The organism is Rhizobium gallicum bv. gallicum R602sp (assembly GCF_000816845.1).
GTDB classification, from domain to species: domain Bacteria; phylum Pseudomonadota; class Alphaproteobacteria; order Rhizobiales; family Rhizobiaceae; genus Rhizobium; species Rhizobium gallicum.
The window spans coordinates 1,783,000-1,807,218 of record NZ_CP006877.1 but is presented as its reverse complement, the minus strand read 5'-3'; the positions used below and the strand labels follow the sequence as shown (position 1 = coordinate 1,807,218).

24 protein-coding genes are annotated in these 24,219 nt (G+C 59.2%); 6 read left to right on the top strand and 18 right to left on the bottom strand.

Features of this window, described 5'->3' with window-relative positions:
* Positions 1-404 precede the first annotated feature (404 nt).
* Complete coding sequence (locus tag RGR602_RS09005; RefSeq protein ID WP_039846745.1) at positions 405-2,249, top strand: methyl-accepting chemotaxis protein; 1,845 nt, start codon at positions 405-407, stop codon at positions 2,247-2,249.
* Positions 2,250-2,271: 22 nt separating this feature from the next.
* Here RGR602_RS09005 and kdsA read toward each other — a convergent pair whose 3' ends face one another.
* Positions 2,272-3,117 (bottom strand): 3-deoxy-8-phosphooctulonate synthase, encoded by an 846-nt coding sequence (kdsA, locus tag RGR602_RS09000; protein ID WP_039844811.1) that lies wholly within the window; start codon positions 3,115-3,117, stop codon positions 2,272-2,274.
* Positions 3,114-3,992 (bottom strand): VOC family protein, encoded by an 879-nt coding sequence (locus RGR602_RS08995; protein WP_039844810.1) that lies wholly within the window; start codon positions 3,990-3,992, stop codon positions 3,114-3,116. The genes kdsA and RGR602_RS08995 overlap by 4 nt, the downstream gene beginning before the upstream one ends.
* 204 nt (positions 3,993-4,196) lie before the next feature.
* Between RGR602_RS08995 and lexA the strand changes: the two genes are divergently transcribed.
* From lexA to gltA, 3 genes are all read left to right on the top strand, one after another.
* A complete protein-coding gene (gene lexA / locus RGR602_RS08990; RefSeq protein WP_039844809.1) occupies positions 4,197-4,913 on the top strand; it encodes a transcriptional repressor LexA in 717 nt (238 codons plus the stop codon).
* Positions 4,914-5,251: 338 nt separating this feature from the next.
* Positions 5,252-5,425, top strand: coding sequence for a hypothetical protein (locus tag RGR602_RS37020; protein ID WP_170250838.1), 174 nt, complete (start codon positions 5,252-5,254; stop codon positions 5,423-5,425).
* Between the two features lie 440 nt (positions 5,426-5,865).
* Positions 5,866-7,155, top strand: coding sequence for a citrate synthase (gene gltA, locus RGR602_RS08975; RefSeq protein WP_022715495.1), 1,290 nt, complete (start codon positions 5,866-5,868; stop codon positions 7,153-7,155).
* A 25-nt stretch (positions 7,156-7,180) separates the two neighbouring features.
* Here the strand turns inward: gltA and lpxB are convergent, their stop codons facing one another.
* From lpxB to RGR602_RS08895, 16 genes are all read right to left on the bottom strand, one after another.
* Positions 7,181-8,356: a lipid-A-disaccharide synthase gene (lpxB, locus tag RGR602_RS08970; protein ID WP_039844806.1), complete on the bottom strand. Its 1,176-nt coding sequence runs from the start codon at positions 8,354-8,356 to the stop codon at positions 7,181-7,183.
* Positions 8,344-9,222, bottom strand: coding sequence for an LpxI family protein (locus RGR602_RS08965; protein ID WP_039844805.1), 879 nt, complete (start codon positions 9,220-9,222; stop codon positions 8,344-8,346). Before RGR602_RS08965 ends, lpxB begins: the two co-directional genes overlap by 13 nt.
* A 2-nt stretch (positions 9,223-9,224) precedes the next feature.
* The gene (lpxA, locus tag RGR602_RS08960) at positions 9,225-10,043 is read right to left on the bottom strand and encodes an acyl-ACP--UDP-N-acetylglucosamine O-acyltransferase (protein ID WP_039844804.1); all 819 of its coding nucleotides are present in this window, start codon (positions 10,041-10,043) and stop codon (positions 9,225-9,227) included.
* Positions 10,040-10,507 (bottom strand): 3-hydroxyacyl-ACP dehydratase FabZ, encoded by a 468-nt coding sequence (gene fabZ / locus RGR602_RS08955; RefSeq protein ID WP_039844803.1) that lies wholly within the window; start codon positions 10,505-10,507, stop codon positions 10,040-10,042. The genes lpxA and fabZ overlap by 4 nt, the downstream gene beginning before the upstream one ends.
* Positions 10,504-11,565 (bottom strand): UDP-3-O-(3-hydroxymyristoyl)glucosamine N-acyltransferase, encoded by a 1,062-nt coding sequence (gene lpxD / locus RGR602_RS08950; protein ID WP_039846744.1) that lies wholly within the window; start codon positions 11,563-11,565, stop codon positions 10,504-10,506. The genes fabZ and lpxD overlap by 4 nt, the downstream gene beginning before the upstream one ends.
* 37 nt (positions 11,566-11,602) lie before the next feature.
* Entirely contained in the window at positions 11,603-13,945 is a 2,343-nt protein-coding gene (gene bamA, locus RGR602_RS08945; RefSeq protein ID WP_039846743.1) for an outer membrane protein assembly factor BamA, read from the bottom strand.
* Between the two features lie 194 nt (positions 13,946-14,139).
* Positions 14,140-15,273 (bottom strand): RIP metalloprotease RseP, encoded by a 1,134-nt coding sequence (gene rseP / locus RGR602_RS08940; RefSeq protein ID WP_039844802.1) that lies wholly within the window; start codon positions 15,271-15,273, stop codon positions 14,140-14,142.
* A 29-nt stretch (positions 15,274-15,302) separates the two neighbouring features.
* Positions 15,303-16,139: a phosphatidate cytidylyltransferase gene (locus RGR602_RS08935; protein WP_039844801.1), complete on the bottom strand. Its 837-nt coding sequence runs from the start codon at positions 16,137-16,139 to the stop codon at positions 15,303-15,305.
* Positions 16,140-16,142: 3 nt separating this feature from the next.
* Entirely contained in the window at positions 16,143-16,886 is a 744-nt protein-coding gene (locus tag RGR602_RS08930) for an isoprenyl transferase (protein WP_039844800.1), read from the bottom strand.
* 34 nt (positions 16,887-16,920) lie between these two features.
* Positions 16,921-17,481: a ribosome recycling factor gene (gene frr, locus RGR602_RS08925; RefSeq protein ID WP_039844799.1), complete on the bottom strand. Its 561-nt coding sequence runs from the start codon at positions 17,479-17,481 to the stop codon at positions 16,921-16,923.
* Between the two features lie 54 nt (positions 17,482-17,535).
* A complete protein-coding gene (pyrH, locus tag RGR602_RS08920; protein ID WP_039844798.1) occupies positions 17,536-18,258 on the bottom strand; it encodes a UMP kinase in 723 nt (240 codons plus the stop codon).
* Positions 18,259-18,353: 95 nt separating this feature from the next.
* The gene (tsf, locus tag RGR602_RS08915) at positions 18,354-19,280 is read right to left on the bottom strand and encodes a translation elongation factor Ts (protein ID WP_039844797.1); all 927 of its coding nucleotides are present in this window, start codon (positions 19,278-19,280) and stop codon (positions 18,354-18,356) included.
* 241 nt (positions 19,281-19,521) lie between these two features.
* Complete coding sequence (rpsB, locus tag RGR602_RS08910) at positions 19,522-20,286, bottom strand: 30S ribosomal protein S2 (protein ID WP_022715483.1); 765 nt, start codon at positions 20,284-20,286, stop codon at positions 19,522-19,524.
* A gap of 188 nt (positions 20,287-20,474) precedes the next feature.
* Positions 20,475-21,119: a metallophosphoesterase family protein gene (locus RGR602_RS08905; RefSeq protein WP_039844796.1), complete on the bottom strand. Its 645-nt coding sequence runs from the start codon at positions 21,117-21,119 to the stop codon at positions 20,475-20,477.
* A gap of 51 nt (positions 21,120-21,170) precedes the next feature.
* Positions 21,171-21,881, bottom strand: coding sequence for a pentapeptide repeat-containing protein (locus RGR602_RS08900; protein ID WP_039844795.1), 711 nt, complete (start codon positions 21,879-21,881; stop codon positions 21,171-21,173).
* Positions 21,882-22,025: 144 nt separating this feature from the next.
* Complete coding sequence (locus RGR602_RS08895; protein ID WP_039844794.1) at positions 22,026-22,865, bottom strand: cell envelope integrity EipB family protein; 840 nt, start codon at positions 22,863-22,865, stop codon at positions 22,026-22,028.
* Between the two features lie 137 nt (positions 22,866-23,002).
* Between RGR602_RS08895 and RGR602_RS08890 the strand changes: the two genes are divergently transcribed.
* Together RGR602_RS08890 and RGR602_RS08885 are read left to right on the top strand one after the other, a co-directional pair.
* Positions 23,003-23,473: a RidA family protein gene (locus RGR602_RS08890; protein ID WP_039844793.1), complete on the top strand. Its 471-nt coding sequence runs from the start codon at positions 23,003-23,005 to the stop codon at positions 23,471-23,473.
* Positions 23,470-24,189 carry a glycerophosphodiester phosphodiesterase gene (locus tag RGR602_RS08885; protein WP_039844792.1) on the top strand — a complete coding sequence of 240 codons (720 nt, stop codon included), beginning with the start codon at positions 23,470-23,472 and terminating at the stop codon, positions 24,187-24,189. Before RGR602_RS08890 ends, RGR602_RS08885 begins: the two co-directional genes overlap by 4 nt.
* Positions 24,190-24,219: the final 30 nt, after the last annotated feature.

Sequence of the window (24,219 nt, the reverse complement as noted above, 5' to 3'; positions counted from 1 at the left end):
GCCTGTTTAATCGAAGGCACGCAAATTACAATGCCACACCGACGACACACGGCATGGTATGGCCTATAGCCCGAATATGTCAGGCTTTTGAAGAAGCCGCTCGCACCCCATCGATCCCTGTCGCGAGCTTGCTCCGGCTTTTCGGAACCTCAGGTTTTGAAATGATACCCGGTCACTTTCGATCTGGTTGTAAATTTATCGGTCAGTAACCAATCAATATTATAATTAATACTCAGTGAGGAAATACTGCCCCGCTTCCCGGCAAGTAGTATTGCATGATGCGCTTCCTCGTGCGGTCCAAATCCGCTTGGTTATACGGATCTCACGATTTCAGGTCCCTCGAAAATTCCAGAATAATTTCAAACGAACAGCATCTGTTCGCTATTCACTTCATGGGGCGCAGGATGAAACTCAATATTGCACGCAGCCTTGCTATTTTCGCGATGGTCGTCGCCGCGGGATTGATCGCTTCGATCGGCATACAGAATTATGCCTTCAATAAGCTGCGGGTGAACGGCGAGATGTACAAACAAATCATCTACGGCAAGGATCTCGTCGCCGATATACTGCCGCCGCCCCTCTACCTCGTTGAGTCTTACATGCTTGCGCTCGAAGCGGTGCAGCGCCCCGGCGTTGCCAAGAATAACGTCGACCGCATAGAAAATGTCCTGAAGCCCGCCTACGAGGACCGCCGCAAATATTGGCTGGCGACCGCGCTCAGCTCGGACCTCAAGCAGAAGCTCTTGAACGATGTCCTTGTCAAAGGCGAGGTGTTTTGGAAGGTGATGCGGGAGGAACTCGCTCCGGCCATTGTCAAGAATGACTCCGCAGTCATTCCGGCGTCCTTCGAAAAGCTTGCGACGAATTTCCATATCCATGAAAACGCCGTCAACGAACTCGTCGGTATGGCGAACACCTTCCTGGCGTCCGCTGAAAAGGACGCCGCCGAACAGACACGCATCCTTTCGGCTATCACGCTCGCGGCTGCCGCAGTCTCGCTCTGCCTGCTTCTTGGCGGCCTTTACGTCTTCCGCCGCCGCGCCATCGTGCCGATCTCGGCGATGCGCGACTATATGGCGATCCTTGCCGGCGGCGACTATTCGAAGGATGTGCCCTTCAGCCGGCGTGCCGACGAGATCGGGGAGATGGCGCGCGCCGTCACCGTCTTCCGCGAATCCGCCGAAGAGCGGAACAATATCCGTGCCCGCCAGGATGCCGAACGTCAGGCCCAAGCACAGCGCGATGCGGCGCTTGCCGCTGCCAATGCAGACGAGGAAGCCATCCGCGAGGGCGTCATCGCCAGCCTGAGCCGCGGCCTGGAACGGCTCTCCGGCGGCGATCTCACGGTCCAGCTTAGCGAGCCTTTCGACGCAGCCTACGAGAAGCTGCGCGAGCAGTTCAATTCGAGCGTCCGCACGCTTTGTGAAGCGATGAAGGAAATCTCGATCGTGACGAATGTAGTAAGGAGCGGCTCCGGCGAAATCGCATCGAGCACAAACGATCTGGCCCGGCGAACCGAACATCAAGCCGCCTCGCTGGAGCAGGCGGCCTCGGCGCTCGACCAGATCACGGTCACCGTCAAGAACTCGTCGGTACGGGCCAAAGAAGCCAACGTGATGATGACGGCGACAAAGGAAAGCGCCAGCTATTCGGCAACCGTCGTGCACGAGGCGGTCGCTGCGATGGAGGAGATCGAGACATCATCTGCACAGATCGGCGAGATCATCAACGTCATCGACGAAATCGCCTTCCAGACCAACCTGCTCGCGCTCAATGCCGGCGTGGAAGCCGCCCGCGCCGGCGAGGCCGGAAAGGGTTTTGCGGTGGTTGCACAGGAAGTGCGCGACCTTGCCAGCCGCTCCGCCAATCTGGCAAAGGAAATCAAGCAGCTGATCGAGACGTCTTCCAGCCAGGTTTCGGCCGGCGTTGCCTTGGTCAACCGCACCGGTGAAGCGCTCGGCAATATCGATCAGCAGGTTCTGAAGGTGACCGCGTTGATCGAGTCGATCGTGCGTTCCTCTGCCGAACAAACGACCGCTCTCCTGGAAGTCAACGCCGCCGTCAACACTATGGACAGCGTCACGCAGCAGAACGCGGCGATGGTTGAACAGACAAATGCCGCCTGCCGCGAACTCGGTGACGAGGCGATACACCTCAATCACCTGCTGGCCCGCTTCCTTCTCGATGACGTAACGACGTCCGCCGCAACGCGGTCGTACTCAAGCCAAAGGATGGCGCTCGCCGGTTGACGGCGGGCACCTTCGGCCAGGATCACTCCGCCTTGGCGACGGCGTCGAGGGCCAACAGCTTTTCCAGAAGCCGCGGCATGTCGTTCAAGTACACCATATTGGGGCCGTCGCAGGGGGCATTGTCCGGATCCTGGTGGGTCTCGATGAAGACACCTGCAACTCCGACCGCAACCGCCGCCCGCGCCAGCGTCTCGACGAACTGGCGCTCCCCGCCCGACGTCGTGCCCTGGCCACCTGGCTGTTGTACGGAATGGGTCGCATCGAAAATGACCGGAGCCCCCATGGCCGCCATGATCGGCAGCGAGCGCATGTCCGAGACCAGCGTATTGTAACCGAAGGACGCGCCACGCTCACAAAGCAGAACGTTCGGGTTGCCGCTCTGATTTAGCTTGGCGAGAACATTCTTCATGTCCCAGGGAGCGAGAAACTGGCCCTTCTTGACATTGATGACACGGCCGGTCTTCGCGGCTGCCACAAGCAGGTCCGTCTGACGGGAGAGGAAGGCCGGGATCTGCAGAACGTCCACGACCTCGGCGACCAGCGCGCATTGCTCTTCCGAATGGATATCTGTCAGAACCGGAATGCCGAGTTCCTTCTTGAGGTCGGCGAAGACTTTCAAGCCCTTCTCTAGACCGATACCGCGTTTGCTCGACAGCGAAGAGCGGTTCGCCTTGTCGAAGGAGGTCTTGTAGACGAGCCCGATGCCAAGCTTGCCGCAAAGCTCCTTGAGCGTGCCAGCAACCATGAAGGCATGGTCGCGGCTCTCCATTTCGCATGCGCCGGCGATCAGCGACAGCCTGCCACTGTTGGAAAATACGACGCGGCCGGCACCTTCGCCGACTGCGACTTCGGAATTCGTATTGCTCATCGGGTCTCCTCGAAGGCGAAGATCGCGCCTTGGCCGGGCGCAGGCTTCACCAGGACTCTGTTGTTCTTGCGTGTATAGGGCATCCCGTTATCAGCCAAAAGCGCTTCTGTCACGGCAAGATCGGTGGTGCGGAAAACGATAGCGCTGCCTCTCAGACCCTTATCCACGGTTAACGGCACCGAATCGAAATAAGCCTCCACCCCTTCCGGCGACAGCAGACTGATCCTGACATTCGCTGCCGCGATCGCCACGCCAAACGGTGTCCGCTCAATTTCTGTCGTAGACACGGCCAACTGAAGGAACGAGCCGAAGGCTTCAGGCTCGGGCGCGCTTAGCACCATCTCCGAGATACCGGTTGCACCGTTCGCGTGCTTTTCTAACGCGCTCCGATCGGCCGGAGAGGCGTTGATGCGCTGGCAGTCAAACAGGAAGAAATCCGGCGCCCGAAGATCGGCGGCAAACGCAAGCTTGAAAGTGCCTGTCGATTGCGACCCGTCCGGCATCTTGATCAGGCGCGAAAACTCCAGCATGGCGCCGCCGCTCTTTCTCGCACGCACGAAATGAGCATGATCGGCGTCCGCGTCGTCCGTGCTGAATGCTGCCGCAGAGAATCCGTCATTGCCGCACCGGAAACGAAAGGCCTGGTCGCGCGCCACAAACACGTTTCCGTGCCGCACTGATTCTTCACATTCTTTCGCACTCGCGACGCCAAGCGGCTCGAGGTAGGTCTTGTCGGCGAAAAAAACGCAAGCATTCACTGTGCCGAAAGGATGACGGCCCTCGGCGGCAACCGTGAACCCCAGTCGTCCCAGCCGCTCCCGCGCGAGATCGATGTTGGTGACCGGTAGAACAAGATGATCCAACGGATGCTGCATGGCGCCAGGTCTCCATTTCCTGTGCTGAAGATGTGTGCCGCTACGTGGTCAATGCAAGCTGAAAGCGATGATCCGGCAAACAAAGTTTCCGAAAATGACCGGTATTGGGACGAAGTTTTACGAAAATTTAGGTACTTGCGGAACACATATGGAACATATAGTGTCTGTTCTGGCTTTGTTTCACGAATTTGGGGTTAAACTTCGATGCTGACACGCAAACAACAGGAGCTTCTCCTCTTCATTCATGAGCGTATGAAGGAATCCGGCGTTCCGCCATCCTTCGACGAAATGAAGGATGCACTGGATCTCGCGTCCAAATCCGGCATCCACCGGCTGATTACCGCTCTGGAAGAGCGCGGTTTCATTCGTCGCCTACCGAACCGCGCCCGCGCGCTTGAAGTGATCAAGCTGCCGGAAGCCTACAGCCCGAGCATGCAGCCCCGCCGCGGCTTTTCGCCGAGCGTCATCGAGGGCAGCCTCGGCAAGCCGCAGCCTGCTGCCGCCGCGCCGAAGCCGGCGAACGAAGACAATAACAGCTCTATTTCGGTTCCCGTCATGGGCCGCATTGCGGCAGGCGTGCCGATCTCGGCGATCCAGAACAACACGCACGACATCAACGTTCCGGCCGATATGCTCGGCTCCGGCGAACACTATGCGCTTGAGGTCAAGGGCGATTCGATGATCGATGCTGGCATCTTCGATGGCGACACGGTCATCATCCGCAACACCAGCACCGCCAATCCCGGCGACATTGTCGTGGCACTGGTCGATGACGAGGAAGCGACGCTGAAGCGGTTCCGCCGCAAGGGTGCGTCCATCGCGCTTGAAGCGGCGAACCCGGCCTACGAAACGCGCATCTTTGGACCGGATCGCGTGAAGGTTCAGGGTAAGCTCGTCGGCCTTATCCGCCGCTACCATTGACTGGCAGCGCGTCGCCGGCAAAGGCGCCGGCGCGCCAAGCTCTACGGGCAATCGAGTTTCTCGAAGGCAGTTGTTCAAAGCACGGTTCGACGGCGCCGGTTTTCCGCGAGGTTTCATCCGCGAAATGCACTGCGCCATTGGCAGGCGCCGAACCGCAACCTTGCCCGCGTGACGGACGATGTCCGCGGCATCGCAAGCCGGGCGTGGCACCGTTTCGCATCGCATTGCTTACCTCTTCCTGCTGCCGCGATGAAAAGTTTGCATCCCCCGTCTTTTCGCGGGTCGCAGCGCGCCTCACGGCTGCGATCGGTCAAAGCCAAAGCGCTGAGCATGGCCATATGATCGAAGAAGGCGGCGAAAGATTCGTGCCGGACGCAAACCAGATCGCCGCCCAAGCTCGAAAAAACCGTCGCAATGCGCAGGCGCGTGCCCTGAGCGGCTCCTTCGCTCGCCATTTGCAGGCCGAAAGCCGGTATGCATCCACAATGACTGATCTGTGGCTATTGGGGTGAACGGTGGCTATTGACGGGCGAGCGCTGTCCTGTTGCCGAAGGCTCCTTCCCGCATTCCAAAAGCGCAAGCCGGGAAGCTCGCAAACTGCTTGTCCGCGACATCTACAGAAGCGGAAATGCGCAGCTCAGCCGTTTTCAACTCCGGCATGCACCCAGCATGCCGACAGCCTATGAATACAACCAGAATGCAGCCCTGAGGGCGTTTCAGCAACAATAATCGATTGAAAAAAGACCAAAAAATTGGATTGCAAAAAGCCGAATTAAATCATTGGCTTCCGCTATGCGCCTCCGGCATCGCAGGAGTGTCCAAAAGTTGATACTGCGATGCACAAAATGGCGCCACGGTAACTTGGCATTGGCGCTCTGATCATATAGCTATCGGAGAGGACGCTTAACCCTATGGCGCTTTTATGGCGCCGCCGCCAGTTTGGAGGATCAGCATGACGGATCAAAGCGCAACAATCAAAATCGGCGACAAAACCGCCAATCTTTCCGTGAAAAGCGGAACGATCGGTCCGGACGTCATCGATATTGGTGCACTCTATAAAAACACCGGTTCCTTCACGTACGATCCTGGTTTCACCTCGACCGCTTCCTGTGAATCGAAGATCACCTATATCGACGGCGATGAAGGCATTCTGCTGCATCGCGGCTACCCGATCGAACAGCTTGCTGAACATGGCGACTTCCTGGAAGTCTGCTATCTACTGCTTTACGGCGAATTGCCGACGGCTGCCCAGAAGAAGGACTTCGACTACCGCGTCACGCATCACACCATGGTGCACGAGCAGATGTCTCGCTTCTTCACCGGCTTCCGCCGCGACGCCCATCCGATGGCCGTCATGTGCGGCTGTGTCGGCGCTCTGTCTGCCTTCTACCACGACTCGACAGACATCACCGATCCGCATCAGCGCATGGTCGCAAGCCTACGCATGATCGCCAAGATGCCGACTATCGCGGCCATGGCCTACAAGTACTATATCGGCCAGCCCTTCGTTTATCCGAAGAACGATCTCGACTACGCCTCGAACTTCCTGCGCATGTGCTTCGCGGTCCCGTGCGAAGAATATGTCGTGAACCCGGTCCTCTCGCGCGCCATGGACCGTATCTTCATCCTGCACGCCGATCACGAGCAGAACGCCTCGACCTCGACAGTTCGTCTCGCCGGCTCTTCGGGCGCCAACCCGTTCGCATGCATCGCGGCCGGCATTGCCTGCCTTTGGGGCCCGGCTCATGGCGGTGCCAACGAGGCGGCGCTCAACATGCTTTCGGAAATCGGCTCGGTCGAGCGCATTCCGGAATATATTGCCCGCGCCAAGGACAAGAATGACCCGTTCCGCCTGATGGGCTTCGGTCACCGTGTCTACAAGAACTACGATCCGCGCGCCAAGATCATGCAGAAGACGACGCATGAGGTCCTCGCCGAACTCGGTCACAAGGACGATCCGCTTCTCGAAGTCGCGATGGAGCTGGAACGCATCGCGCTGACCGACGAATACTTCATCGAAAAGAAGCTCTACCCGAACATCGACTTCTATTCCGGCATCACGCTGAAGGCGCTGGGCTTCCCCACGACGATGTTTACGGTGCTCTTTGCGTTGGCCCGTACGGTTGGCTGGATCGCCCAGTGGAACGAGATGATCGAGGATCCACAGCAGCGCATCGGCCGCCCGCGCCAGCTCTATATCGGCGAACCGCTGCGCGACTACGTTCCGGTTTCGAAGCGCTAAGCCGCTTCCGCCCGAAAAAACCCGGTCAGAGACGGCCGGGTTTTTTCCTGTCCAGAATGTCGAGAACGATATCCGCCGCTTTCTCGCCCGGCGGCTTTTCCGTCTGCATGCGCTGCCAGACAAGGTCGAAACCTTCGAGCATTGCGCGCCGCTGGAGCGTGTCGCTGGAAAGGCGTTCCATCCAGCGCGCCAAACTCGCGCCACGAACGACCTCGTTGATATATTCGGGGACGACGGCATAGTCGGCGATCAGATTCGGGATTGCTCCTGTCCACGTCTTGATGCGCCGCGTCATCATCGTGATGATCCAGTCTGTCTTATAGACTGAGACTGTCGGCACGCCTGTAAGTGCAAGCTCGAGGATGACAGTCCCCGAGGCAGCCATTGCCGCATCGGCCTCCGCGAAAGCTCGCCATTTCTGTTCATTGCCAATCAGGATCTCCGGTTTCGTTTCCCAGTCCTCCACGAGGTTGCGAACCATCGATTCCCTGCGGCTGACGGTCGGCATGAGAAACCGCATTGTGCCACCGCGGGCGACGAGCTCATTGACGGCATCGCGAAAATAGGGAAGCAGCTTTGTGATCTCCGACGAGCGCGAGCCCGGGAGCAGCATGATCGTTTTCCGGCCCTCGCCGACGGTCCTGAGCTTTTCTGCCCGGCCGCGCCTGGCGGCAATCAGGTCCGCATCCGCCGTCAACCTGTGGCCGACATAGGTCGTCTGCGGTCCGCCGAGCTGCTCCATCACCGCGGGCTCGAACGGCAGAACGGCCAGCACATGGTCGACATAACCGAGCATCTGCTGGGCGCGATATTCCTTCCACGCCCAAACGCTGGGACAGACATAATTGACGACCGGGAGTTCCGGCAGGGCTTCGCGAACACGTTTGGCAACGCGATGGGTAAAATCCGGGCTGTCGATGATGAAAAGAATATCGGGCTTTGCCGCAACGATTGCAGCCGTCGTCTGCCTGATGCGGGCGACAAGCTTCGGCAATTTTCCAAGCACCTGTGTGATGCCCATAATCGAAAGCTCGGAGAAGTCGAAGAGCGACTTCAGCCCCTGTGCCTCCAGCGCGTCGCCGCCGACGCCGACAAGTTCAATCCCGGCATGCCTGCGCTTCAGTGCAGCCACGAGATCGGCGCCGAGAAGGTCTCCGGAAACCTCGCCTACCACGATCGCGATCTTCATCACAGCCCCCATGACGGCAGGCCGCGATCGAGCCCGCAGACAAAAAGCCCGGCTTCGTCGGCTGCCTTGATCACAGCCTGGCGATCCAGCACGAGAGCACGTCCCGCCTCGATTGCAATTCCCGCCAAACCCGCCGCCTTGGCATTCGTCACCGTGGAGAGGCCGATCGACGGAAGGTCGGCGCGGACATCCTGCTGCGGCTTGCAGAGCTTGACCAGCACGCCACGGCGGCGCGGCGATATACGCCCGGCGCCACGCAGCGATGCGACGCGCTCAAGCATTCCGTCGGTCCCTTCGGCGCCTTCGAGCGCCACGATGCGTCCGCCGACGGAGACTGCGCCCTGCCCGACATCGAGCGCACCAAGCGCTTCGGCGGCTGCTGCCGCCTTCAGGATATCGATCTTGTCGTCATTCCCCGGCGACATGGCGCCGATCGGCCCGACAGCCGCCAGCAGGTCGGGGGCAATATCCTGCGCGCCGACGACCCGCCGACCGTCGTCTTCGATGAGCTTGATGACCATCTGCAACACGGTATCGTCGCCGCCCGAAAGCAGCGTACGCACCACACCCGGCATCTTTGCCACCGTCCGCCAGGTTGGCCTCACTTCCCGCCATTCGGGGCGACGGCGAACGCCGCCAGACATGACGACGCGGGTGATGTTGTTGCGCTTGAAAATATCTGCCAGCGCCGACAAATCACCGACGCCGATGACTGCGTGGTCATAGTCCTCCCATGACCGGTCAAGTTCGCCCTTCAGCGAAATCACGAATGGATCCTCGCCGGCTGCCCGCGCCGCCTCGGCGACATAAGACGGCAGAAGACCGTTTCCCGCAATGATCGCCAGACGGCCTTTGTCGGTATCATCGGCGGGAGACAAGGTCAGCCTTTCTGTCCTCGCGTCGGCGATGACAGCGCGCGGTCGCTTTCCGCGGCAATGAAATCGAGGATTTGCATCACCGGCTCGCAATCGGCATATTCGTCCCGGATCGCTGCCGCATTGTCGCGGATCGAACCTGATCCCTCAAAAATCGCCTTGTAAGCGCGGCGCACCGTATGAATGACAGCGCGATCAATCCCGGCCCGCGTCATGCCGACAACGTTGAGACCGCCCAGTAAACCGGGATTTCCATTGAGCATCCCATACGGAATGACATCGTAGCTGACAGCCGAAAGGCCGCCGACGAAGGCCTGGCGGCCGACGCGCGTGAATTGATGCACGGCCGATCCGCCGCCGAGAATGACCCGATCCTCGATCGTCACATGCCCGGCGAGCATGACATTGTTCGACATGATGACGTGATTGCCGACACGGCAGTCATGGGCGACATGAGAATTGGCGAGAAACAGGTTGTTGTCGCCAACGATTGTCTTGCCGCCGAAATCGGCGGTGCCGGTATTCATCGTCACGCCTTCGCGGATGGTGCAATTCTCGCCTACCGTCAGCGTCGTCTCCTCGCCGCCATGGTGCACGCTCTGGGGATCGCCGCCGATGACCGCCATCGGGAAAATTCGGGTGCCTTTGCCGATCTCGGTTCTGCCGGTCACCACGACATGCGCCAGCAGTTCGGCATTGTCATGAAGAACAACCTTCGGACCGACATGGCAGAACGGACCGACGGACACGCCTTCGCCGATGACCGCGCCATCCTCGACAACGGCCATGGCATGGATGCGGGCGCTCCCTGCGATCGTGCTCATGCCTCGTCCTTACGAAGAATCATCGCGCCGATATCAGCTTCCGCGGCCAATGCGCCGTCGACCTTGGCGTCGCAATGGAACTTCCAGATATTACCGCGCTGCTTCTGCTTCTTCACATGAAATTCGACCCGATCGCCCGGGATGACGGGCTTGCGGAAACGTGCATTGTCGATGGTCATGAAATAGACGAGGTTACCGGTCGTTCCATCCTTACGCGCGCAGATCGCACCCGCCGTCTGCGCCATGCCTTCAATCAGCAGCACACCCGGCATGATCGGCGACTCGGGAAAGTGGCCGGTGAAATGAGGCTCGTTGGCAGTGACGTTCTTGATGCCGATCGCGGAGTCATCGCCATCGATCTCAATAATCCGGTCGACCAGCAAAAACGGATAGCGATGCGGCAGAAGCTTCATGATCTCCATGATGTCCGCCGAAGCAAGCGTCTCCTTGACCCCTTCAGTCATTCTTGATCTCCCGTTTTATGAGCCCGAGCGCTCGCGCGCGCCATTATCTCCGCCGACTCTCGAAGAAAATCCTTTAACGGACGTGCCGGAATGCCCCCATAACGCTCACCGGCAGGAATGCTGTGAATGACGCCGCTCTTTGCCGCGATCTGTACGCCATCGCCAATCGTAATATGGCCATTGATACCTGTCTGGCCGCCGATCTGCACACCGTTTCCAATAACCGCACTGCCGGCGATGCCGACCTGCGAAACGATCGCGCAATGACGCCCGATCCTGACGTTGTGGCCTATCTGCACCTGGTTGTCGATCTTGGTTCCCTCGCCGACGACCGTGTCGTCCATCGTGCCGCGATCGATCGTCGTGTTCGCGCCGATCTCGACATTGTCCTGGATGATGACCCGGCCGATCTGAACGATCTTGATCATCCCTCTGGGGCCAGGCGCATATCCAAAGCCATCCTGGCCAATACGCGCGCCGTTGTGCACGATCACGCCATTGCCCAAGAGTGCGCATATAACGCTGGCACCGCCGGCGATCGTGCAATCGCGGCCGATCTTGACACCGGGACCTATAAGCGCGCCGGCGCCGATCCGTGTTCCGTGACCGATTTCCGCATTCGCGCCGATGACAGCCAAAGGCTCGACGATCACGCCCGGTTCCAGCCGCGCCGTCGGATCGACCGCCGCGGTCGCCGCGATCTCTGCCGTCGAAGACATTGTTGCCAGCGGCTTCAAAGCAGCCGGATGGAGATGCCCGCCTGCCATCGCAAAGGCGGCATGGGGATTCTTCGACAAGAGAACCGGAATATGAGGAGGTACCGCCGCTCTTATCGCGGGCTCGCAAAGGACTGCCGACGCCCGACAGGTTTCAAGCTCGGCGCGACTCCTGCGTGAGATGATGTAGCAAAGATCACCGGCCTTCGCACGGCTGACCGGCGACACCGATCGGATAAGGGTGTCGCCATTTTCAGGGTCGGCAAGTTCCGCCCCGAGATATTGCGCCAACTCTGAAAGTTTGACGCCGTCGCGGGGCGGAAAGAAATTGTTCTGCTCCACCGGCAAAGCTCCAGTTTTCGATTCTGGATTGCCGATATCAGAATTGGTTGTTGATGCCAAACTTGAAGTACTGCGTTTGGTCGTAATCTTCCTTCACGACGGGGATCGCGTAGTCGACGCGCAGCGCGCCGAATGGCGATTGCCAGACAAGGCCAACACCGACGGACGCACGAAGTGCCGCGCTATCGCCTCTCACGAATTCTGGCGAACTCACGTCAACGTCATTTCCAAACAACGTACCCGCATCAGCGAAGACCGCACCACGTAGACCAAAGTCACGCGGGAATCCGGGCATCGGGAAGGTCGCTTCCGCCGACACGGTAAAATAAGTCGTTCCCCCGAGCGGATCATCCGGTCCGCCACCAACGCGAGGACCGATACCCTTGTTTTCGAAGCCGCGGATGTCGTTGTTGCCCAATGTGAACTGGTCGAAGATGTTTAGGTCTTTGCCAAGGCCTACAACATGGCCCGCGCCGGCCGCAACAGATCCAATGATATCGGCATCGTCAGCCAGCAGATGATAATAGCGCGCCTTCCCGTAGATCTTGTAGAACTGCGAGTCGCCACCCAGGCCGGCAATTTCCTGCGTCAAGGTCGCGTATATGCCCTCGCGCGGGAGCGTCATGTCGTCGAGTGTGTTATAGGTCAGCGTATTGGAAATCGATGAACGGATCCAAGGTCCATCGTTCACAAGATCCTGGTAAGGTGTCGAAAGATCGCTCAGATCGCTGCCGTCGGCATCATAGTTCATCCGCTTGAAGTTGTAGCGGAACGTCGTCGCCAGATCCTCGGTGATCGGCGCCGTCGCGCGGAGAACGGCGCTATCTTCGGTATAGTCGTAATTATCGTTGCTTGAGGTCTCACTGTGATTGAGGTCGAAACCGGTCGCAAGGCGATAACCGAGGAAGTAAGGCTCGGTGAAGCTCAAACCATAACTCTGCGAGCCTTCGACACCGCCACCAGCTGAAACCCTGATATACTGGCCGCGACCCAGGAAGTTCTTTTCTTCAATGGACGCTTCCAGGATCAGACCGTCGCCGCCTGCGGCGTAACCGGCACCGATACCGAACGAACCCGTCGACTGATCCTGTACATCGACGATGACAACGACGCGGTCAGGCGAGCTGCCCGGCGCGGTCGAGATGTTCACCGACGAGAAGAAGCCGAGCGCTTCGAGACGACGCTTCGCCTTGGTGATCATCTGCTGATTGAAGGCGTCGCCTTCGCTCATATCGAATTCGCGGCGGATGACGTAATCGCGCGTGCGGCTGTTGCCGCGGATTTCGATGCGCTCGATGTAGGCTCGTTCGCCCTGGTCGACAAGGTATTCGACGCCGATCGTATTGTTGCCGAGATCGCGGTTGCCGCGCGGCGTCACGCGGGCGAACGGATAGCCTGCCGAAGCAACCTGATCCGAAATGGCCTCCATGGACCTCTGGACGTCCTTGGCGCTGTAGACTTCGCCTTCGCGCGTCACTACCAGGCCTTGAAGCTGCTCGCCGGTTACGCCTTCTACGGTCGACTGTACGGTTACCGGACCGAAGTCGTAACGCGGACCTTCCTCGATGTTGAAGGTCAGCGTGTACTTGTTCGTGGCTTCATCAAAAGTAGCATCCGAAGAGATGATCTTGAAGTCGGCATAGCCGCGGTTGAAATAGAACTGGCGCAGCGCTTCTTCGTCGGCATGCAGGCGATCTTCGCTGTAAACGTCCTTGCGGGTCAGGAACGAGAGGAAGTTCGAGCGCTTGGTGCTAATGACGGCAGCTAGACGACCGGTGCTGTAAGCATTGTTGCCTACGAAATTGATGGCCGCGATCTTCGTGCGGTCGCCTTCATCGATGACGAAAGCGAGGTTTACGCGACCTTCGCCAAGCGGAACGACCTGCGTCGTGACCTGCACTTCGCTGCGGCCCGTTGCCGCGTAGGCTTCCTTGATCGCCGCGATATCGGCCTGGATCAGCGCATCGTTGTAGGGACCGGAGGCACGCGTCTGTACAACCGAGGCCAGCTTGTCGTCCTTGACCTTGCGGTTGCCGTTGAAAACGACCTGATTGACGAGCTGGGCTTCTTCGACGGTCACTACCAGCGTGCTGCCGGAAACGGAGATTTTGACATCGGAGAAGTACCCCGTGCCGTAGAGCTGCTTTACCGAGTCATCGATGTCGGTATTCGAGAAGTTCCTGCCTGGGGCGATGGTGAGATTTGACCGGACTGCCTCAGCGCCGACGCGGCTCGCTCCACGCACATCGATCCGCTGGATAACCGCCGCTTCCGCAGCCGTCGCAGAGACGAATGTAATTGCGCCTGCGCCCGAAGCGACAATACCTGCAGACAGCGCAACCGCCGATACTGCGTTCAAAAATCTTGAACCAGCCTTCATTTCACCCATTACCTTTTTTCTCGTCCCCGTCGCCGGGCGAACCCGATTCCGGCACGTGTGTCGTTTTACCCGCTTTTGCCCTACAAGCAAGGCAGCAAGTTAATTTCTGTTTACTTCATTTCGAAGCGTGACCCATTCGCCACTACAGCTTTGAAACATCGTAAATAAACGGTAATTTCCCCTCACCGCGCGCGTTAACCTATCAACGCGCTAATGTCATTCCAGGTAGCAAAAACCATCAGTGAAAGGACCATAGCTAGACCAATGCGAAATGCAATTTCCTGGGCCGATGCCCCTAAAGGTTTACCCCTCACCGCCTCAATCGCATAGAACATCAAATGCCCGCCATCAAGTACCGGAACAGGCATCAAATTCAGTAATCCGATGGAAACGGACAACACCGCGGCAAGCTGAAGCAGGGCTGCAACACCGAGCGTTGCCATCTGGCCGGACGCCTGGGCGACGCGGATCGGTCCGCCGAGCTGATCGGGCTTCATGTAGCCCGCGAAAAGATTGCCGATATATTTGAAGGTGCCGGTGACGATATGCCAGGTCTGAACGGCGCCTTCCTCCAAGGCTGCGAGCGGCGTATATGTCTGCACGCGGAAATGGCCGACCTCCTGGTTCGTCACGATGCCGATCAGACCGATCTCCATCTTGTTGCCGAACTGGTCCGTCATGTCGGTGCGCTTCGGCACCATCGGCAGGTCCATCTTCTCGCCGCTCCGCTCGATGGTAACGACGATCCGCTGTTCCGGGCGAACGCTTACGTAGCGGCGCACATCGTCGAACGTATCGACCTTCCCGCCGTCGATTGCGATCAGCAGGTCACCGGGCAGGATTCCCGCCTCCGCGGCAGCGCTCTCCGGCTTCACTTCGGCGACGACCGGATCGGCGATCGAGCGGCCGTAGATCGAGAAAAGAACCGCAAAGATGATGATCGCCAGCAGGAAGTTGGCGATGGGACCTGCGGCCACCGTCGCTGCGCGCTTCCAGAGCTTCGCGCCGGCAAATGAGCGCGCTCTATCCGCTTCCGACATCGATTCGAGCTTATCCATGTCCGGCTTGCTCGAGGCGTCCTCGTCGCCGAAGAAGCGCACATAGCCGCCAAGCGGGATCGCCGAGATCTTCCAGCGCGTTCCATGCCGATCGGTAAAGCCCGCAAGCTCTGGTCCAAAGCCCACAGAAAAAGCGAGCACGCGGATGCCACTCCAGCGGCCGACCAGATAGTGGCCCATCTCGTGCACGAAAACGAGCAGCGAGAGGACCAGAACGAACGGAATGATATAACCCGTCAGAAAGCCGAATATACCGGTCATGCCTTCCATTAATCCTTCCGCTGCGCCCAGCGCAGATATCAGAACCCGAACAAAGCGGCGCCTAGCGGCGCCATGCCGTCACCCTTTATCAGGGAAAATAATGTCGCGAGCAAGAACGCTGCAAAACAAGCGAATATCAGCCCGTCGACGCGATCCATCACGCCACCGTGTCCCGGAATGAGGTGACTGGAATCCTTCACGCCAAATCGCCGCTTGATGAACGATTCGAAGAGATCGCCTGCCTGGCTGCAGACGGAAAGAATGAAGGCGACGGCGGCCGCCATCAGCCAGTCCGCCTCGGGAATGAAGAAGTAGGCGATGACACTGCCCGCAATCACAGCCGAAACCGCGCCGCCAAAAGCGCCGGATTGCGTCTTTCCCGGCGAAATCCTCGGTGCGAGCTTTGGCCCGCCAACTGCTCGGCCGACGAAATAGGCAAGGATGTCGGTTGCCCAGACTACCGCGAAGACGAAGAGCATGGCTTGCAGCCCAGCAGCATCCCCGCCCCGGATTTCGGCAAGTGCGATGCCGGTCAGTCCGGCATAGACGATACCAGCCGGAAACCAGCGGCTGGCGCTCTGCGCCGCCACGAAGCCGACAGCAATCGCAAAAAAGAAGACAAGTAGGCTCAACGCAAAATCGAAGCGTCCGAGCAGGATTGCAGCCGCGATGGCCGCCTGCCCCACCCAGCCTGCCACATTCGCGACCGGCTGCTCGGTTTGCAGCCGCGTGATTGTCGACCATTCATAATAGATAAGCAGGGCAATTACCGCTGAGAGCAGGCGGAAGGCGAAGCCGCCGTACCAGGTCACCGCGAGCACGATGATTGCCAGAATGACGCCGGAGATAATGCGGAGTTTCAGTTCCTGCTGCATCAGTTAGGTGCCTACTGCGGCGGCCTGCGGCGACAGGCCGCCGAATCGGCGGTCGCGCGCGGCGAACTTCTCGAGCGCGGCATAGAAGAGCTCCCGGCCGAAATCCGGCCAGTATTCCGGCACGAAAACAAACTCGGAATAAGCGGCCTGCCACAAAAGGAAGTTCGAAAGGCGCTCCTCGCCGCTGGTGCGAATGATTAGATCGGGATCGGGAATGCCGGCCGTATCCAGCCTGGCATTGACGAGCTCGGGTGTGATCTCCCGGGCTCGCAGCCGCCCGGCCTCGACATCCTCGGCAAGGCTCACCATGGCTCTGGCGATCTCGTCGCGCGAGCCGTAGTTGAAAGCGATCACCAGCGTCAGCGCGGTATTGTCCCGCGTCGTCTCTTCGGCTTCGAGCAGGAGGTTGAGGATATCGCTGCGAAGACTATGCCGGTCGCCGATGATCCTGATCCGCACATTCTGCGCGTGCAGTTCGGCGAGGTCGCGCCGGATGAAGGCCTTGAGCAATCCCATGAGGTCCGAGACCTCCGCTTCCGGCCGGCGCCAGTTCTCCGAAGAAAAGGCAAAGAGCGTTAAGTACTTGATGCCGGCATCGCCTGCGGCGCGCACGGTCTCGCGAACGGCTTCCACACCTTTGCGGTGACCCATCGCGCGCGGCAACCCTCGCTGCTTTGCCCAACGGCCGTTGCCATCCATGATGATGGCAACATGTTCTGGCATACTCAAGAATACTGGTTCCGACATTTCCCGTCCGGTCTCCAGGGGCGCAGGCAAAGCCCTAGACCTGCATGATTTCCTTTTCCTTGTCGGCAAGCAAGCGATCGATCTCGGAAATCATCTCATCCGTCATCTTCTGCACACGATCTGATTGCGCCCGGCTTTCGTCCTGGCTTATGACACCGTCCTTTTCGGCTTTCTTAAGGCCGTCCATGCCGTCGCGGCGTACATGGCGGATCGCAACCTTGCTTTTCTCGGCGTAGTCATGCGCGACCTTGACCAGCGACTTGCGACGCTCTTCGTTGAGTTCCGGCAAAGGAATGCGCAGGTTTTGGCCGTCGACGATCGGGTTGAGTCCGAGGTTCGACTCGCGGATCGCACGTTCCGTCGCGCTTACCATCGACTTGTCCCAGACGGATACCGAAAGCATGCGCGCCTCCGGCACGGTGATATTGGCAACCTGATTGAGCGGCAAGCGCGAACCATAGGCTTCGACCGTCACCGGGTCCAGGATGTTGGCCGAGGCGCGGCCGGTACGCAGCGACGCGATATCGTGTTTGAATGCGGAAATCGCGCCGTCCATGCGGCGCTTCAGTTCCTTGATGTCTGTAGCTTCAGTCATGCTCAATACTCCTGTCAGTCGAAGACGCGCGGCCGTCGCAGCGCCGTCTCTCTATCAGTTGTCCGATACGATGGTCTTGAGGCCACCGCCCGTCAAGATTTCAGCAAACCCGCCTTTCTCGTGGATCGAGAAGACGATGATCGGAATGGAATTTTCGCGCGCGAGGGCGACAGCTGCGACGTCCATCACGGCAAGGCCCTTGTCGAGCACTTCCTGGTGCGTCAGCCGGTCGAAGCGCGTGGCATACGGATCCTTCTTCGGGTCGGCGGAATAGATTCCATCCACCTGGGTGCCCTTGAAGATCGCCTGGGCGCCCATCTCGGCGGCTCGAAGGGCTGCGGCAGAATCGGTCGTGAAAAACGGATTGCCGGTGCCGCCCGCGAAAATGACCACGCGGCCCATCGACAGATGGTAGAGCGTCGCGCGCTGCGAGAAGCTTTCGCAGAGTTCCGGCATGGAGATTGCCGAAAGCACGACCGTATCGATGTTCAGCTTGCGCAGCGACGTTGCAAGCGCCAGCGCGTTGATTACGGTACCCAGCATGCCCATGTGGTCGCCCGTCACGCGGTCGCCGCCCTTGGAGGCGACGGCTACGCCGCGGAAGATATTGCCGCCGCCGACGACAACACCGACTTCGACGCCCATCTGGCGGGCTTCGGCGATGTCCGACGCGATGCGGTCCGCTACCGCAACGTCGATACCGAATCCCTGGCTGCCCATGAGCGCTTCGCCGGAAGCCTTGAGTAGAACGCGTTTATAGACAGGCTCTGACGACATCTTGGCTCCTCGTATGTTGGCATGATTGCCGGATACACGAAGGGCACCGCGTTGTCACGCGATGCCCTGCCGTTTTCACATTATATGAGGTTTTATCAGCCCTTGGCGGCGGCCGCGACTTCGGCTGCGAAGTCGGTTTCTTCTTTCTCGACGCCTTCGCCGAGCAGGAGGCGTGCCATGCCGGTGATCTCGATCGGCGCACCGACGGTCTTTTCAGCTTCCTTGAGCGCGGCACCGACCGTCAGGTCCGGATTGATGACGAAAGCCTGGGAAACCAGCGCGACTTCTTCGAAGAACTTGCGCATGCGGCCTTCAACCATCTTTTCGATGATGTTGTCGGGCTTGCCGGAAGCGCGCGACTGCTCGATGAAGACGTTGCGTTCGCGCTCGGCGACAGCAGCGTCGACTTCTTCCGGACGGATGGCGAGCGGCGAGGTCGCAGCGATGTGCATGGCGATCTGGCGGCCGATGGCGTTCAGCGCCTCCTTGTTGCCGGTCGACTTCAGCGCAACCAGAACGCCCAGCTTGCCGAGGCCGTCGGAAACGGCGTTGTGGATGTAGGTGGCGACGACGCCGTCCTCGACGGAGAGGGCAGTCGAGCGGCGCAGGTTCATGTTTTCGCCGATGGTCGCGATCGCGTCCTTGATCGTGTCAGCAACGGACTTGCCGGAAGCCGGATAGGTCGCGGCTGCGACGGCCTCGACTGAACCGTTGGTCGAAACGGCAACCTTTGCGATGCCACGGACGAGATCCTGGAAGGCGTCGTTACGGGCAACGAAGTCGGTTTCGGAATTGACTTCGACCACGACGGCCTTGGTGCCTTGGCTGGCAACGCCGACGAGACCTTCGGCGGCGGTGCGGCCCGACTTCTTGTCAGCCTTGGCGATGCCCTTGGCGCGCAGCCAGTCGATCGCCGCTTCCATGTCGCCATTGGTTTCAGCGAGAGCCTTCTTGCAGTCCATCATGCCTGCGCCGGTCTTTTCGCGCAGTTCCTTCACCATTGCAGCCGTAATCTCGGTCATAAGCTTCCTCTTGTCGGTTTACGGTGGTCCGCAAAATGCTCTGCGCCACCGGATTGAGGCACGAAATGTACCTTTATGTATGACAGCGTGATGAAGACGCGCCATATCAGAATTCGTTGGGCGGACCGGCCTGAACCTACCGCCCTAAAAAGGTCAAGGCCGCCGGAGCTTCGCAAAGTCTCGCGCGGCCTTTCCCAATCCAGTCAAGCTGGACGGACCTTTCGGCCCGTCCGCCTGTTTATCAGGCTTGAGCCTCGTCGAGCGTCGGCTCGATCGGAGCTTCAACGGAAGCGCCAAGGTCGCGGCCCGATGCGCTCTGCTGACGGGCGATACCGTCGATAGCGGCGCGGGAGATCAGGTCGCAGTAGAGAGCGATAGCGCGCGAAGCGTCGTCGTTGCCCGGGATCGGATAGTCGATCAGGTCCGGATCGCAGTTCGAGTCGATGATCGCGACAACCGGGATGCCGAGGCGCTTGGCTTCGTCGATCGCGATCTTTTCCTTGTTGGTATCGATGATGAACATCAGGTCCGGGGTACCGCCCATGTCCTTGATACCACCAAGAGCCTTGTCGAGCTTTTCACGCTCGCGCTCGAGGTTCAGACGTTCCTTCTTGGTGAAGCCCTGGGCTTCGTTGGAAAGGATTTCGTCGAGCTTGCGCAGACGCTGGATCGAGTTGGAGATCGTCTTCCAGTTCGTCATCATGCCGCCGAGCCAGCGCGAGTTGACGTAGTACTGGGCCGAACGCTTGGCCGAGTCAGCGATGAGCTCGGAAGCCTGGCGCTTGGTACCGACGAAGAGAACGCGGCCGCCACGGGCAACGGTGTCGCTGACAACCTGCAGCGCGCGCGAAAGCATCGGAACGGTCTGAGCCAGATCGATGATGTGGATGTTGTTACGATCGCCGAAAATGTACGGCTTCATCTTCGGGTTCCAGCGGTGGGTCTGGTGGCCGAAGTGAACGCCAGCTTCCAGAAGCTGGCGCATAGAAAAATCAGGCAATGCCATGCCTTTGACTCCTTTTCCGGTTGAACCTCCGCAAGGCGAACAGCATCCTCTTCGAAGATGCCACCGGCGGAAAAATCCGGATTTCTCCCGGACGATCCCATGCCTTACGTGTGGAATGCGGCTGCCCTTACCGTCGATCCGCCGAAAATGCAAGGCGTTCGCTCAAAAAAACTGGCGTCTGACTGCCCCTAGCGCTGCACCTGGATAAACTCGACCGGCCCGCCGGCCAGCGAATCTTCAAACACGGCGCAGGAAAGCGGACCGCCGAACACGCATCCGCTGTCGATATTCGTGCGGTTGCCAACGGTCAGCGGATTCGTGTCCGAGGGCGTGTGTCCATGACACAGGTGTTTTCCCCAAAAATCCGCTGAATAGTCGTCGGGAACCCGGAGCCAGAGCAGGTCTTGGGGGGCCTGCATCTCTAGCGGCAAATCCGGAACAACGCCGGCATGCACAAAGATCCGGTGGCAATCGGCATACATCAACGACAGCTGACTGGCCCACAGCATATGGTTTGCGGCTACTTTACCCCCATAGGAAAGCTCCGTTTCAAACCCGCCGTTTTCCAACCACCAGATACGCTCGTCATCGTTAGCGCAGGCGCGCAGCATCATATCCTCGTGATTGCCCTTCAGACATACCCATCGCCAGGCTTCGCTGCCCGATCCGTTCATCAGGAGATCGATCACTCCCTTGCTGTCAGGACCGCGGTCGATATAGTCGCCGATGAAAACCACCGTGCCGGCGCATGCGTATGTCCTGATGCGATCAAGCATCTCTCTCAACGGCTCCAGGCAGCCATGGATGTCGCCAACCGCAAATGTGAAATTCATGCCGCGCCTCCTGCGGGACATTGATTTCATTGCCACCGTTTGCGCGCTCACTCAGTCCGTTGCGCAGGGCCAGTTCTTTGGCATCGTAAGACCGGAAGGAAGCTTGGTCGACGTATCGCCGCAGGCCAGTTCGATCTGCGACTGCAGAAGCCCGGTTGCAGCGGAAAGATCGAGCCCCTCTATTCTCGTCAGGAACATGAAGGCGCGATCGAAATCGATCGAACCTTCGAAGCTCGAGCCGCTGAGATCGGCGCGGGAGAGATTGGCAAGCGCAAACCTGGCTCCGGTCAATACGGCGGTTTCAAAAGTCGCGCGCCCGAGCTCGGCCTTTTCGAAGTTCGCACCTGAAAGCTGTGCGCCAGTGAAATCCGCACGCTGCAGCTCAGCGCTGATGAAGGAAGCGCGCTGCGCCGATGCATTCTGGAACACGACCCGGTAGGCTTCGATCTTGTCGAATTTGGCCTCGTCGGCCTTTGCACCTTCAAGCCACGCGCGTATCAGGGTCGCTTTTTCGAGGTTTGCCGAGGCAAGGTTCGCATTCTTGAGGCTGGTCTGCGACAGATCCGTGCCCGCCAGACTGGCTTTTTCGAAGTTGCTGCCTTCAAGCATAAGGTTCTTCTTGGTGCATTCGCTCCAGTCAACGCCTGCGTTAGGCGTGTCGTGGCAATCGGCTGCCATCACATGACCGCCCGATACCGCGGATGCAGCAGCAAGGAGCGCCACCGCAAGACCTGAACGTGCAATCCGTGACAAGTTCTTCATAATCCCACCCCCTATCGGCCCCGCCCCCTCAACGGCGGCAGGCCCGCACAGGACAACGTACGTCCTGCACTTCTATTATGCGCCAGAAAAAGAGAAATCGTGCATAAAACGTTGTTTAAGATGCGCCTCAATGCCGCCAGCGGCTCACTTGCAGGTGTCGGCCTTGCTATCCAGCATTTCCAGCTTCGCGAGCCTGCCGGTCAGAACGAAATCACCATAATCCATGGTGAGATCGCGCGTAATGCCGTTCTCGTAAAGCTTGAATGACATGCGATAGACCGGTAGCGCGTCTGATTTCGTATTCTCGTTGAAATAGGAGATCGTCACCGGCCAGACGGCCGTCTTGGAAAACGCGCCGGCATTGCCCGCATCCGCCTCGTCACCGGCAACCGGCGTAATCTGCTTGCCGACTACGGTCGTCGTCGCCAAGGGCTTGTCCCCATCGTCCGAGCCATCGAAAACGCGGGCTTCAAAGAAACGCCTGCCCGCCTTGGCATTCTCGATCACGTCGAGCATGTGCTCGGTCGGGAAGCGGCTTTCGGCAAGCTGCAATTCCTTGCTTTGAGGGCGGGTCAGATCGACTGTCACGCCGTCCGGCTTGTCGTTTGCCTCGCCGTTGACTTCCTTGTCGAGCTGATCGTCCGTGAAAGACTTCGTTTCGAAGGTGAAGCGGCGGTCCTTCACGTTTTCGAAGGTCTTCGTCTGCTGGTCGCTGACGCGTGTGCTGTCGCCGGTGTTGATCTGCGTCACGAAGCGGAAATTGGTGGTGAAGCCGTCGCAATAATTGCCGTTGAATTCGTAGACCATGCGGCCGTACATGCCGGCGATGCCAGAGCGCTCGGTCGCGTCCTTCAGTTCGAGATCGTAGATCGCCCGGTGGGCGACAAGACCGGAGGCGATCGCAGCGCCGGAGGCAGGCGCGGCCGCCCACGCACTTGTTGCGACGCCGGCAAGAAGAAGGGCGGCAAGACTCGGTCGGAACATCCATAATCTCCTGTTGGACTCGGCCGCGATGTTATAAGAACGCTTTCGGCCAAATCGAGGCTCGAAACCGTCATACGCAAGATTCTAGTCCCGATGCATAATTTTTTGAAGAACTGAAACAAAAAGCGGAGACGAAAATGTCGAATGAAATCGCGGCCCGCCTGACGGAAATGGGGATAACTCTGCCGGAAGCCGCCGCACCCGCTGCCAATTATGTTCCCTATGTGATCAGCGGCAACCTTCTTTATATCTCCGGCCAGCTTCCGCTCGAAGGCGGCAAGGTCGCCGTGAGCGGCCATCTTGGCAGAAATGTCGACGTCCCCGCCGGCCAGCGCGGCGCGGAGCTTTGCGCCATCAACATTCTCGCCCAGGCGAAGGCAGCGCTAGGCGGCGATCTCGGCCGCATCAAGCACGTCATCAAGCTCAACGGCTTCGTCGCCTCTACCCCGGAATTCGTCGAACAGCATCTTGTCATCAACGGTGCATCAAACCTGATCGCCGGCGTCCTCGGCGAGGCCGGAAAGCATGCCCGTGCCGCCGTCGGCATGGCGGCGCTGCCGCTCAACGCCGCCGTCGAAATCGATGCCATCATGGAAATTGCGTCATGACCTCCGCCGCCTGGATCAAGGAACTGCCGGTCGCCCATCGCGGCTACCACGACACCAACAAGCTCGTCTGGGAAAATACGCTGACTGCCTTTGCCCGCGCCGTCGAAGCCGGCTTCGCGATCGAATGCGATCTCCATTATGCCTCCGATGGCGTGCCGATCATCTTTCATGACGAGAACCTCGAGCGTCTGTGTAACATAAAGGGCGATATCCGCGAGCGCACCTCCAGGGAACTCGGCCTGCTGTCCGTCGGCGGCACGGCCGACAAGATCCCGACACTCAGGCAATTGCTCGATCTCGTGAAGGGCAAGGTTCCGCTCGTCCTCGAACTCAAGGGCCGCGAGGCGGATGATGAGGGCTTTGCCGAAGCGGTGGTCGAAGTGCTGGAAGGCTATGACGGCAAGGTTGCGCTCATGAGCTTCGACCATTGGCTTCTGCGCGACCTCAAAGCCTTGAACGCGCCCTACCCGCTCGGCCTTACCGCCGGCGGCAACAAGCCGGAAGAATTCGCGAACCACGAACGGGCCATGGAAACCGGCCTCGATTTCATCTCTTATTTCTTCGCCGATCTGCCGAATGCCTTCATCACCGGCCAGCGCGCGAAGGGCATCCCGGTCATTACCTGGACGGTCCGCGACGAGAAGGCGCGCATGCATACCGTCGAGAATGCCGATCAGATGACGTTCGAAGGTTTCGATCCCCGCGGTTCGGTTTGACGCTCGCTTTTTGGACAAGATCGTGCGCAG